Raw genomic sequence first — 12,545 nt, 5'->3', positions numbered from 1 at the left:
CCCCTCGCGGGGCCGGGCCGTCGTGGCTCACGCCTGCCCGCCCGCGAAGTACGCGGCCAGGTCCGGATCGAGCGGCGGCACGTCGTACGGCATGCCGCCGTCGCGCAGCGACATCGTCGCCATGTAGCCGGCCGCCACGCTCATCCGCGCCGCCACCGGCGAGGTGTCGGTGGCCCCGCCCTCCTGGACGAACCGGCGGAACTCACCGATGATCTCGGCGTCCGCCCCGCCGTGCGACCCCTCGGCCAGCGGCACCTTGTACGCGATGTCGCAGTCGTCCCGGTAGCCGGTCGGCCCGGTGTTCCAGACCTTGACCGTGTCGCCGGGCCCGTCGCCGAAGTTCTCCAGCCGCCCCTCGGTGCCGATGACGGTGTAGTTGCGCACGTAGTCGGGCGAGAAGTGGCACTGCTGGTAGGCGGCGATGACGCCGTTGTCCAGGCGCATGTTCATCACGGAGACGTCCTCGACGTCCACGACGTGGTGCAGGTCGCGGCGGGCGGTGGGCGGCCACTCGTACGTGCGCAGCCAGTCGTCCGGACGCGGGGTGCCGGGGGCGCGGCGCGGCAGGTCGCCGTAGACCATGAGGTCGCCGAGCGCGTTGACCCGGGTGGTGTAGCCGCCGGCCAGCCAGTGGATCACGTCGAGGTCGTGGGCGGCCTTCTGCAGCAGCAGGCCAGTGGTGCGGGTGCGGTCGGCGTGCCAGTCCTTGAAGTAGTAGTCGCCGCCGTAGCCGACGAAGTGCCGCACCCACACGGTCTTCGGCTCGCCGATGACGCCCTTGCGGATGATGTCGCGCATCAGCCGGACCACGCCCATGTGGCGCATGTTGTGGCCGACGTACAGGCGGGTGCCGGTGCGGCGGGCGGCGCGCAGGACGGCGTCGCAGCCCTCCACGGTGATCGCCATCGGCTTCTCCAGGTAGACGGCCTTGCCGGCCTCCAGGCAGTCGATGGCGATGCGCTCGTGGGTGTCGTCGGGGGTGTTGACGATGACGGCGTCGAGGTCGGGCCGGTCGAGGAGCGCGCGGTAGTCCTCGGTGAGGAAGCCGGCCTCGAAGCGGGCCGACTGGCTCTTGAGCACCGCGGGGTCGGAGTCGCAGAGCGCGGCCACGACCGATCCGCCGCCGGGACGGTGCGCGTGCAGCGCGAGGCTCGTCCGCAGGCCGAGACCGATGACTCCGATGCGCAGGTCTTTCACACGAGTCCTTCCACGTTCGAGCGTTGTGTGACCTGCAGGCTAGCGGTCAATTATGAAAACAACTAGCTTTAATCCAGCGCAAACAGGTGCTGGTCGGCGTGGTCGAGGGCCAGGCGGACCGCGCCGATCACGATGCAGTCGGCGCCCAGCGCCGAGGCCACGACCTCGGGCGGATAGAGGCAGTGACGCTCGAAGACCTCACGCGCCGGCTCCACCAGCAGGTCGCCGGCCGAGGCCAGCGCGCCGCCGATGACCACCATCTCGGGGTCGAGCGGGTTGACCACGGTGACCAGGCCCGCCGCCAGCCCGCGGGCCAGCTCGCGCACGGCCGTCGCGGCCCGCTCCTCGCCCGCGCGGGCCCGGCCGATCGCGAAGTCGGCGCTCTGCCGCATCGAGCGCAGCTCCCCCGGCTCGGCCGCCATCGCGTAGTCGATGACGTGCCGGAACGCCGTCCAGTTGTCGTTGGGCTGGGAGCCGATCTCGCCCCCGGCCGCGTGCGCGCCCCGGTGCGGCCGGCCGCCGACCAGCAGGCCCATGCCGATGCGGTCGCCGGTGAACAGGTAGACCACGTCGGAGCGGCCCCGCGCCGCGCCGCGCCAGTGCTCGGCCAGCACCGCGAGGCGCATGTCGTTGTCCACCAGCACGGGGACGGGCAGCCTGCGGGCCAGCTCGCCGCGCAGGTCGAGCCCCGTCCAGTCGTCCAGCGCGACGCTCTTGACCACCCGGCCCGCAGCGTCCACGGTGCCGGTGGTGCCGACGCCGGCGGCCACCAGGCCCTCCAGCGTCAGACCCGCCCGGCCGGCGGTCTCGGCGGCCAGCGCGGTCGCCGCGTCCAGCCGCTCGGCCGCGCTCAGGTGCCGGTGGGTGGGCACGCAGCCGGAGGCCCGCACCGTGCCCGCGAGGTCGGCCACCATGGCCCGCACGCTGGAGCCACCGATGGAGACGCCGAGCACGTGCCCGGCCCCCGCGCGGAACCTGAACCGCCGGGCCGGCCGCCCGCGCTGCCGGTCGCCCTCGTCCTCCGTCCACTCCTCGGCCCAGCCCTCGGCGACCAGGTCGTCCACGATGGTCTCGGCCGTCGGCCGCGACACCCGGACGGCCCTGGCCAGCTCCGACAGCGTGGCGACGTCCACCTCGCGCAGCACGCGCAGGATCGCCGCCGAGTTGAGCCTGCGCAGGAGGGAGGCGTCGCCGCTCTGCTGTCGCACGTGACCTCCACATCGAGTCATCTTCAAGCCTATTGCGTAATTGTGCCTGCTCGCGGGCCCGCGTGAAGCTGAGCTGTGGGGGCACTTAAGAAGTCCTCGATGGACACCTCACGAGTGGACCGGGCACAGTGCGTTAGGTTCGACCTAGGGGGAAAGAGGGCCATGAAAGCGCTGGTCAAGGAGAAGGCCGAGCCCGGTCTGTGGCTGGTGGACGTCCCGGAGCCCGAGGTGGGGCCCGGCGAGGTGAAGATCCGCGTGCTGCGCACCGGCATCTGCGGCACCGACCTGCACATCCGCAAGTACGACGACTGGGCCAGGCACACGCTGAAGCTGCCCCTCGTCGCCGGGCACGAGTTCTGCGGCCACGTGGTCGAGGTGGCGCCCGGCGTCGAGGACGTCGCCGTCGGCGACCTCGTCAGCGGGGAGGGCCACCTGGTCTGCGGCAAGTGCCGCAACTGCATGGCCGGCCGCCGCCACCTGTGCCGCAACACGATCGGCCTCGGGGTCAACAGGGACGGCGCGTTCGCCGAGTACGTCACCCTCCCCGCCACCAACGTCTGGGTGCACCGCACCCCGGTCCACCCCGACATCGCCGCCATCTTCGACCCGTTCGGCAACGCCGTGCACACCGCGCTCTCCTTCCCCCTGGTCGGCGAGGACGTCCTGATCACCGGCGCCGGCCCGATCGGCCTGATGGCGGCGGCCGTCGCCACCCACGTCGGCGCGCGCAACGTGATGATCACCGACGTCAGCGACGAGCGCCTCGACCTGGCCACCAAGCTCGGCGTCTCGCTCGCGCTCAACGTCTCCCGCACCTCCATCGAGGAGGGCATGCGCCGGCTCCAGATGCGCGAGGGCTTCGACGTCGGACTGGAGATGTCCGGCAACCCGGCGGCGGTGCGCGAGATGATCGCGCACATGACGCACGGCGGCAGGATCGCCATGCTCGGGCTGCCCGCCGAGGAGTTCGCGATCGACTGGGCCACGGTCGTCACCTCCATGATCACCATCAAGGGGATCTACGGCAGGGAGATGTTCGAGACCTGGTACAACATGTCCGTCCTGCTGGAGAAGGGGCTCGACCTCTCCCCCGTCATCACCCACAGGTTCGACTACCGCGACTTCGAGGCGGCCTTCGACACGGCGGCGGGCGGGCGTACCGGCAAGGTCATATTGGATTGGAGCGCTTGATGTTCACCAACGTGCGCGGGCAGCTGCGGGCGACCCTCGACGAGATCGCCGAGGCCGGGCTGCTCAAGCCCGAGCGGGTCATCACCACCCCGCAGAGCGCCGAGGTCGGCGTGGCCGGGCGCGAGGTGCTCAACTTCTGCGCCAACAACTACCTGGGCCTCGCCGACCACCCCGAGGTGGTCGCGGCGGCCAAGGAGGCGCTGGACCGGTGGGGGTTCGGCATGGCCTCCGTACGCTTCATCTGCGGCACACAGGAGGTGCACAAGGAGCTGGAGTCCCGGCTGTCGGAGTTCCTCGGCATGGAGGACACCGTCCTCTACAGCTCGTGCTTCGACGCCAACGGCGGCGTCTTCGAGACGCTGCTCGACGCCCAGGACGCGGTCATCTCCGACGCGCTCAACCACGCCAGCATCATCGACGGCATCCGCCTGTCGAAGGCCCAGCGCCTGCGCTACGCCAACCGCGACATGGCCGAGCTGGAGGCCCGGCTGAAGGAGGCGTCGGAGGCGCGGCGGCGGCTCATCGTCACCGACGGCGTCTTCTCCATGGACGGCTACGTCGCCCCGCTGCGCGAGATCTGCGACCTCGCCGACCGCTACGACGCCATGGTCATGGTGGACGACTCGCACGCCGTCGGCTTCGTCGGCCCCACGGGACGCGGCACGCCCGAGCTGCACGGCGTCACCGACCGCGTGGACATCATCACCGGCACCCTCGGCAAGGCGCTCGGCGGGGCCAGCGGCGGCTACGTCGCGGCCCGCGCGGAGATCTGCGCGCTGCTGCGCCAGCGCTCGCGCCCCTACCTGTTCTCCAACTCCCTCGCGCCCGTCATCGCGGCCGCCTCGCTGCGCATCCTCGACCTGCTGGAGACCACCAGCGAGGCCCGCGAACGGCTGCGCGCCAACACCGCCCGCTTCCGCGCCGCGATGACCGAGGCCGGTTTCGACATCCTGCCCGGCGACCACCCGATCGTGCCGGTCATGATCGGCGACGCGGCCGAGGCGGGCGCGATGGCCGAGCGGCTGCTCGACCTCGGGATCTACGTCGTCGGGTTCTCGTACCCGGTGGTGCCGCAGGGGCAGGCGCGGATCCGGGTGCAGCTCTCGGCCGCGCACCGCGAGGAGGACGTCGACCGGGCGGTGGACGCCTTCGTACGCGCGCGCAGCTGATTCGTACGCGCACGCAGCTGGTTCGTACGCGCACGCAGCTGAGTATCCTCACCTCCGTGATAGACACGCGGCGGCTGCGCACGCTCCGTGCCGTGGCCGACCACGGCACGGTCACCGCCGCGGCGGCCGCACTGCACCTCACGCCGTCGGCCGTGTCGCAGCAGCTCGTGGCGCTGGAGCACGAGGTGGGGCACCGGCTGTTCAACCGCGACGGGCGCGGCGTGCGGCTCACCGCGGTCGGCCGGATCATGCTCGGGCACGCCAACGAGGTGCTGGCCCAGCTCGAACGGGCCCGTGCCGACGTGGCCGCCTACGCGGCGGGCGAGGCCGGCGAGGTGACGGTCGCCTGCTTCGCCACGGCGATCAGCGCCGTGCTCTCCCCCGCGATCGCGGCGCTGCGCGCGAGCGCGCCCGGCATCCAGGTGCGGGTGCTCGACGCCGAGGGCGACCAGGGGCTCGCCATGCTGCTCGACTCGGCGGCCGACCTCGCGGTCGCGGTCGAGTACCGCGGGGCGCCCGACGCCGCCGACGGGCGACTGTCCCGGCTGCCGCTGTACGCCGAGCCGTTCGACCTGGTGCTGCCCCGCGGCCATCCGCTGGCGGACTCGGCCACGCTGGTGTCGCTGTCCGCCGAGCGGTGGATCGGGCCCTATCCCGGCAATCCGGTGCACGACGTGATCACGTTCGCCTGCCAGCAGGCGGGCTTCACGCCCAACGTCGCCCACTGCTCCGACGACTTCCGCGCCGTGGTGGCGCTGGTCGGGGCGGGGGCCGGGGTGGCGCTGGTGCCCCGGCTGGCGTTCCGGGACATGGCTCCCGCCGGGGTGGTCGTGCGCCGTACGCAGGGGGCGGCCGAGCGGCGGGTCTTCGCGGCTGTGCGGCGTGGGGCCGACTCGCATCCGGTGGTGCGGCCGGTGCTGGCGGCGTTGCGGGAGGTGGCGTCCTCGATCGGCGGCACCCCGCCCGATACATCCTGATTTATCGGCGTATTGGTGCCCTATCGTTGATCTTCACATCGGATCACATCGAAGGAATCCCGAGTGCGCATGATCAAGCGGAGTGCGACCCTCTCCCTCGGCCTCGCGACCGCCCTCGCCGCGTCGGTGACCCTGAGCGGCCCGGCCGCCGGGGCGTCCACGCCCATCGGCGCGTGCGGCGGCGGCAGCTACCACGTCATCGACAGCCACGCCTACGGCTCCAGCGCCGTCACGTACCTGCTCTACAACGGCACCACCAACTGCGTGGTGACGTGGAAGACGGGCGCGGCGGGCAACAGCACGTACGTGCGCGCCGTGATCTGGCCGTACGGCGGGGAGGGCAAGGTGGACGCGGACAACTACCGCTACTACGCCGGGCCGGTCAAGGTCAACGCGGCCGGCAAGTGCGTCAAGTGGGGCGGCACGTACGGCGGCACGTGGTGGGAGAGCGACTGGGAGCACTGCGGCTGACCCCTGCTCTCACACCTCGGCGCGGGCCAGGCGGAGCGCCTCGGTGAAGCGGGCGTGCCGGTCCAGCTCCGCGCGTACGGGCTCCAGCACGAGCTGGTCGCTCACCTCGGCGATGGCCGTCCGCAACGCCTTCCCCGTACGGCGGGCGCGGCGGCGGCCGCCCAGCCAGGCCAGCAGCCGGGACAGCAGCGCGACCAGCACCCCCGCCAGCGCCCCGCCCGCCAGCAGCACCGTCGGCCACGGGACCGGCCCGGCGGTGGGCAGCGGCGGCTGGGGCAGGCGCAGGTAGTCCATCCCGAACAGCACCCCCAGCCAGAGCGCGCCCGCCAGCATGGCCGCGAACACCAGCCACTGCAGCGCGTTCACCGCGCTCCACCAGCGGGGGCGGCGGGTCGCGTCGAGCGAGGCCGTGGCGATCGCGCGGTCCACCGCGTCCATCAGCTCGGTGGCGTGGGAGCGGGCCGCGTGGCGCACCGCCGTCGCCCAGGGGCCGGGCAGGCCGGTGGCGGCGGACTCGCCGACGTCCCTGAGCGCGGTCTCGACCTGCGCCCGCTGCACGGCGGACGCGCCCGGCACGGACGTCCGCCCGACGATCTCCGCGTCCCCTGGTGAGGGGAGCTGGGGGCGCGCGTTCTGGACCGCCGTCATCCCCAGGCGGAGCCGGCGCAGCGGGTCGGGGCGGAAGCGCCGCAGCCAGCGGGTGACCGGCCATCCGGTCGCCACCACGGCCCGGTGCCGATGCCCCTTGGCCACGGCCTCCACCACCAGCGGCACCCCTGCGGCCCGCGCCAGCGCCTCCCTGAGCCCCTTGTCGACCCCCTTGCCGAGTCCTCTCCCAGGCCCCTGCTCCGGCCCCCTCCCAGGTCCCTTCTCCAGCCCTCTCCCAGACCCCTGCTCCAGCGCCGGGACCTCGCCCCCGCCCCCGCTCCCGCCCTCGGCCGCCCCCAGGTGGGCGGCGGCCGCGGCGACGTCGGCGCCCAGGCGGGCCGCCCACGACGCGCGGGCCGCGACCCGCTCCCGCAGCACCTCCCGGAGCCCGGCCATCCCCTCACCGGTACGCGCCGAGACCGCCAGCACCGGGACGTCCGCCAGCCCGTCCCCCTCCAGCAACCGCCGCAGGTCGCCGACGCAACGCTCGACGGCCTGCGGCGGCAGCCGGTCGACCTGGTTGAGCACCACCAGCATCACGTCCCGGTGCCCGGCCAGCGGCCGCAGGTAGCGCTCGTGCAGCGCCGCGTCCGCGTACTTCTGCGGATCCACCACCCACACCAGCAGATCGACCAGCTCCACCAGGCGGTCCACCTCCAGCCGATGAGAGAGCCGGATGGAATCGTGGTCGGGCAGGTCCAGCAGGACGAGCCCGGACCCGTCCGCGTCCGCGGCGGAGTGGCGGTGCGGGACGTCCAGCCAGTCGAGCAGCGGGCCCGCGCCCTCGCCGTCCCAGAGCGCCGCCTGCGCGGTCGAGGTCGTGGGCCGGGTGACGCCGACCGCCGCCAGCTCCTGCCCCGCCAGCGCGTTGTAGAGGGACGACTTGCCGCTGCCGGTGGCCCCGGCCAGCGCGGCCACGGTGTGGTCGAGGGACAGTCCTGCCCGCGCTCCCGCCCGTTCGGCGACGGCCCGCGCGGCGGTCACCGCTTCTTCGGGCAGCCGGCCGTCGCCGAGCGTGGCCGCCTCCAGCAGCGCGCTCACCCGCGTGTCGAGGGACGGCCCCTCCTTGCGCCGCAGCAGCTTCACCGGCCCTCCTCCTCGGCGCCGGACTGGACCGGCAGCTCCATGGTGGCGGCGGACTGCCACGCCCCCGGGGGGAGCGCCGGCTCCACGGCCGGCGCCGGGAGGTCGGCGCGCCGCGCCCGCTGGGCCCGGATCTCGGCGAGGGCCTCGTCGAGCTGCTCGGCCGTGCCCTTCGGCGGTTCGGCGGACTCCAGGAGGGCGTCGAAGCGGGCCGCCTCCTCCGCCAGCAGGACGCGGACCCGTTCGCGCAGGTCCTCGCGGGCCGTGACGGTCAGCGTACGGACCGCCTGGTCGCCGAAGACGGCCTCCAGCACCTTCTGCGACAGCACGCTCGTGCCGCCCGCGATCCCCACCTCGATGCCGGTCAGCCCGCCCGTGGAGGCGAACACCCCCAGCATGAGCAGCAGCCCCGCCCCGTTCACCCCGAACGAGGCCACCCGTGCCGCGGTGCGCCGCTCGGCGCCCTCGTCGCGTACGAGGTCGAGCACGAACTCCTGCCAGCCGCGCACCGCCGCCTCCGCCCGCCTGCCGAGGTCGGGCGAGGCCCGCCCGAGCCGGGCCGACTCGACGGCCCCGAGCCGGTCGAGCAGCCCCGCGCCGCCGGGCGCCGCGGACCAGCCCTCCAGCGCCCGCTCGGCGGACCCGTCGGCGGCTCCCCGGATCAGCGACTCGACGCCGCTCTCCAGGGCCTCCTTGAGCTGCGTCTCCGGCATCCGGCCGGTGAAGAAGCCCACGATGCGGTCGCGGAGCCAGCCGACGCGGCTCTCCAGCGTACGCATGAGGTCGCCGGTGCCGATGAAGTCCTGCCAGCGGGCCAGCACCTCGCCGCGCAGCAGCGAGCCGTCGCGCATGCCGCCGTCGAAGTCGGCGAGGCCGCCCGCGTACGCGTTCACGACGATCGCGCGCAGCCCGTCGAAGCCCGCCTGCTGCCTGGCGACCGCCGTGGCCAGGGCGGGCACCCGGGTCTCCAGGCTGTCCAGCGCGCCGGAGAGCGTCTGGCGTACGACGCGGGCGCGCTCGGCGGCGTCCTCGGCCAGCCCGTTGAGCCAGGAGGCGATGGGGCGTACGTACTCCTCGGGCAGGCGCGCCTTCTCGTCCGGCAGGGCCGCCTCGGGGACGGTGAACAGGCGGGTGCCGTCGAGCCCGTTCTCGTCGAGCAGCCGGTTGAGGTCGCGGGCCACCGGCTCGATCGCCTCCCGCGACACCCGGTCGAGCACCACGGCGAGGGCCGTGCTCCGTTCGCGGGCCGAACGCAGGAAGCTCCACGGCACCTCGTCGGCGTACCGGGCGGCGGTCGTGACGAACAGCCACAGGTCGGCGGCGGCGAGAAGCTGCGCGGCCAGCTCCCGGTTGGCGGTGACGACGGAGTCGATGTCGGGCGCGTCGAGCAGCGCCAGCCCGGCCCCGACCGCGTCGGAGGTCACCACGCGCAGCGCGCCGGGGCCCTCGCCGGTGGCGCGGGACAGCCCGGGGAGCACGTTCTGACCCATGAACCAGGGCCGGTCGGCGGGGTTGACCACGAGCGTGGGGGTCAGCGTGGTGGGCCGCAGCACGCCTGGCTCGGCCACGTCCGCGCCGACCAGCGAGTTGACCAGCGTGGACTTGCCCGCCCCGGTGGAGCCGCCGACGACGGCCAGCAGCGGCGCGTCGATCGCCCGCAGCCGCGGCAGCAGGTAGTCGTCGAGCTGCCCGGTCAGCTCGCGCAACGCCCGCCGGTCCGCCGCCGCCTCGCCGATCGCCAGCGGGAACAGCTCACGGTCCAGCGGCCGGCGCAATGCCTCCAACGCGCCCAGCAGATCCATACGCCTCACGCTACCCACGCGGGGGCCGATTCAGCGGTGCCATGTGGGGAGCGTCGCGGTGCGGAACGGTACCGTGACACCTCTCGGATCTCGACCTCGTGGAGGACTCGTGTCGGACACGGGCTGGACCGGCATCTCCGCTCCTTACCTGCGGCCTCGCCGCCCCGGCGACCCGGACGCCTGGACGGCGGAGGCGGAGGCGCACGGCCATGTCGGGACGAACCAGCTACGCGGCGTGGAGGAGGTCAGTCCTCCACAGGCGGTGGCCGACGCCCTGCGGCTCGGTCCGGAAGACACCGCGATCGTCCGGCGGAGGCTGGTGCTGCTGGACGGGCGGCCGACGGAACTGGCCGACTCCTACTATCCCGTCGGGATCGCGGGCGGCACGAGGCTCGCCGAGGCCCGCAAGATCCCCGGCGGAGCCGTCACCCTGCTGGCCGAGCTCGGCTACCGGCCGCACAAGGTCGAGGAGCGGGTCACCGCCCGCCCCTCGACGGAGCCCGAACAGGCCGCCCTCGCCCTCCGTCCGCACGACTGGGTCCTGGTCCTCACCAGGGTGTCGCGTACGAGCGCCGGGACCCCGTACGAGGTCAGCGTGATGACGATGGTCGCCGACGGGCGCGAGCTGCGCTACGAGCTGTCGTACCGTGACCAACCCGCGGAGGGCTGACCCGACTCCCCGGACCGTCAGGGGCCGGGCGGCGGTTCCCGGAGCACGTAGCCGACGCTGCGCAGGGTGTGGATGAGCCGTGGCTCGACGTCGTCCACCTTGCGCCGCAGGTAGGACACGTACGACTCCACCACCCCGGCGTCCCCGCCGAAGTCGTAGTTCCAGACGTGGTCGAGGATCTGCGCCTTCGACAGCACCCGCCCGGCGTTGACCATGAAGTAGTGCAGCAGCTTGAACTCGGTCGGCGACAGGCGCACCGACCGGCCGCCGCGCCAGACCTCGCGGGAGTCCTCGTCCAGCTCCAGGTCGGCGACCTTGAGCCGGGTGGCGGGCGCGCCGTCGACTCGGGTGCGCCGGAGCACCGCCCGGATGCGGGCCTGCACCTCCTCCAGGCTGAACGGCTTGGTCACGTAGTCGTCGCCCACCCGCAGGCCCGCGATCTTGTCCTCGGTGGCGTCGCGGGCGGTGAGGAAGAGCACGGGCGCGTCGATGCGCTTGGCGACCTCCAGGCCGTCGAGGTCGGGGAGCATCACGTCGAGGACCACGAGGTCGGGCGAGGCGCGTTCGGCGACCTCGACGGCCTCCTGCCCGTCGGCGGCGGTCAGGACCTCGAACCCGGAGAAACGCAGGCTGGCGGAGAGCAGGTCCCTGATGCTGGGTTCGTCGTCCACCACCATGATCAGCGCCTCGGGTTTCGTCACCTACTTACAGTGACAAAACGACCTGAGGGTTAGCTGAACGGTCACTCCAAAGCTAGTGGGAGTTCGACCCGGAACGTGGAGCCGTCCTCGACGGTGCTGGTCACGGTGACCTCGCCGCCGTGGGCCCGTACGAGTGCCTGGACGATGGCGAGGCCGAGCCCGCTGCCCCGCTCCTCGGTCGAGCGGCGGCGGGCGCGGGCGGTGTCGGCCCGGTAGAAGCGTTCGAAGACGTGCTCGACCTGCTCGGGGGTGAGTCCGGGGCCCTGGTCGGCGACCTCCAGGAAGACCTGCTCGCCGCCGGCGCCGACCCGGACGATGATCGGCGAGGCGGGCTCGGTGTGGACGATGGCGTTGGTGACGAGGTTGCTGACCACCTGGCGCAGGCGTACCTCGTCGCCGGAGACGATCAGGGCCGCGCCGCCGACGACGTCGAGCTTGATCGTACGGTCGGGCGCGATGATCCGGGCGTCCTGCACGGCGTCGGCGGCCAGCGCCAGCATGTCCACGGGGCGCATCCGCAGCGGCCGCTGCTGGTCCACCCTGGCCAGCAGGAGCAGGTCGTCCACCAGCAGGCTCATCCGGCCGGCCGCCTTCTCCACGCGCTGCATGAGCTCGACGGGGTCGGCGCCGGGGTTCTGGCGGGCGTACTCGGCGAAGCCGCGGATGGAGGTGAGCGGGGTGCGCAGCTCGTGGGAGGCGTCGCCGACGAACTGGCGCATGCGGTCCTCGGAGCGCCGGGCGGCCTCCTCGGAGGCCGAACGGGCGGCGAAGGCGGCCTCGATCTGGGCAAGCATGCCGTTGAGCGACCTCGCCAGGCTGCCCACCTCGGTACGGGGGTCGGCATCGGGAACCCGGCGCCCCAGCTCGCCGCCGGCGATGGCCTCGGCGGTGCGCTCGATCTGGGCGAGCGGGCGCATGCTGCGTCGGACGATGGTGACGCCCACGACGGCGAGGATGAGCAGGCTGCCGCCGCCGCCCAGCAGCTCGATGAGCACGAGCCGCCTGGTGATCGCGTCGACCTCCTCCAGGTCCACGGCGACGACGAGCGTGGTGCGATGCACCTGCCGCTCCAGCACCCGCCATTCGCCGTCGCCGCTGGAGGCGAGGGCGGTGTAGGCGTCCTGGCCGGGGGCGTGGCCAAGGAGGGGCTTGGGCTTGGCGTCCACGTCGCGGTCGGTCAGCATCGGCACGAAGTCGCCGCCGGGCTCCTTGACCAGGACGATCGCGTCCGACTCGATGAGGAGCGGCCGCTCGGGGGTCTCCCTGTCGTTGCGCCGGTCGTTGACGATCTTCTTGTGCATGCGCTCGCTGAGCAGCGTGAGCTGCCCGTCCACGCGGTCGATGAGGTAGCCGTGCAGCACCGACACGCTGACCAGGCCGATGAAGACCATGCCGAAGCCGAGCAGCGCCAGCATGGACGCCATCAGC

At 73.2% G+C, this 12,545-nt stretch carries 11 protein-coding genes; 5 read left to right on the top strand and 6 right to left on the bottom strand.

Going from position 1 to position 12,545, the window contains the following annotated elements; genetic code table 11:
- Positions 1-27 precede the first annotated feature (27 nt).
- Complete coding sequence (locus AC27IY_RS20905; protein WP_344211564.1) at positions 28-1,197, bottom strand: Gfo/Idh/MocA family protein; 1,170 nt, start codon at positions 1,195-1,197, stop codon at positions 28-30.
- A gap of 68 nt (positions 1,198-1,265) precedes the next feature.
- On the bottom strand, positions 1,266-2,405 hold the full coding sequence (locus tag AC27IY_RS20900) for an ROK family transcriptional regulator (protein WP_364455684.1): 1,140 nt from the start codon (positions 2,403-2,405) through the stop codon (positions 1,266-1,268).
- Between the two features lie 162 nt (positions 2,406-2,567).
- On the opposite strand from AC27IY_RS20900, the gene tdh reads away from it, so the two are divergent.
- From tdh to AC27IY_RS20880, 4 genes are all read left to right on the top strand, one after another.
- Positions 2,568-3,596: an L-threonine 3-dehydrogenase gene (tdh, locus tag AC27IY_RS20895; protein WP_487178910.1), complete on the top strand. Its 1,029-nt coding sequence runs from the start codon at positions 2,568-2,570 to the stop codon at positions 3,594-3,596.
- Entirely contained in the window at positions 3,596-4,765 is a 1,170-nt protein-coding gene (locus AC27IY_RS20890; RefSeq protein WP_344211570.1) for a glycine C-acetyltransferase, read from the top strand. The genes tdh and AC27IY_RS20890 overlap by 1 nt, the downstream gene beginning before the upstream one ends.
- A gap of 56 nt (positions 4,766-4,821) precedes the next feature.
- Complete coding sequence (locus AC27IY_RS20885; protein ID WP_487178909.1) at positions 4,822-5,742, top strand: LysR family transcriptional regulator; 921 nt, start codon at positions 4,822-4,824, stop codon at positions 5,740-5,742.
- A 69-nt stretch (positions 5,743-5,811) separates the two neighbouring features.
- Positions 5,812-6,213 carry a hypothetical protein gene (locus AC27IY_RS20880; RefSeq protein ID WP_487178908.1) on the top strand — a complete coding sequence of 134 codons (402 nt, stop codon included), beginning with the start codon at positions 5,812-5,814 and terminating at the stop codon, positions 6,211-6,213.
- Positions 6,214-6,222: 9 nt separating this feature from the next.
- On the opposite strand, the gene AC27IY_RS20875 is transcribed toward AC27IY_RS20880, so the two are convergent.
- Together AC27IY_RS20875 and AC27IY_RS20870 are read right to left on the bottom strand one after the other, a co-directional pair.
- Complete coding sequence (locus tag AC27IY_RS20875; protein ID WP_487178907.1) at positions 6,223-7,947, bottom strand: YfjP family GTPase; 1,725 nt, start codon at positions 7,945-7,947, stop codon at positions 6,223-6,225.
- Entirely contained in the window at positions 7,944-9,746 is a 1,803-nt protein-coding gene (locus tag AC27IY_RS20870; protein WP_487178906.1) for a GTPase family protein, read from the bottom strand. Before AC27IY_RS20870 ends, AC27IY_RS20875 begins: the two co-directional genes overlap by 4 nt.
- Positions 9,747-9,855: 109 nt before the next feature.
- On the opposite strand from AC27IY_RS20870, the gene AC27IY_RS20865 reads away from it, so the two are divergent.
- Entirely contained in the window at positions 9,856-10,416 is a 561-nt protein-coding gene (locus tag AC27IY_RS20865) for a GntR family transcriptional regulator (protein WP_487178905.1), read from the top strand.
- 17 nt (positions 10,417-10,433) lie between these two features.
- Here AC27IY_RS20865 and AC27IY_RS20860 read toward each other — a convergent pair whose 3' ends face one another.
- Together AC27IY_RS20860 and AC27IY_RS20855 are read right to left on the bottom strand one after the other, a co-directional pair.
- The gene (locus AC27IY_RS20860) at positions 10,434-11,093 is read right to left on the bottom strand and encodes a response regulator transcription factor (protein ID WP_344211661.1); all 660 of its coding nucleotides are present in this window, start codon (positions 11,091-11,093) and stop codon (positions 10,434-10,436) included.
- Between the two features lie 65 nt (positions 11,094-11,158).
- Positions 11,159-12,541, bottom strand: a complete 1,383-nt coding sequence (locus AC27IY_RS20855) for a sensor histidine kinase (protein WP_487178904.1) — start codon at positions 12,539-12,541, stop codon at positions 11,159-11,161.
- Between the last annotated feature and the right edge of the window lie 4 nt (positions 12,542-12,545).

Source organism: Nonomuraea sp. B208 (assembly GCF_057536035.1).
This window is presented reverse-complemented; position numbering and strand designations above follow the sequence as displayed.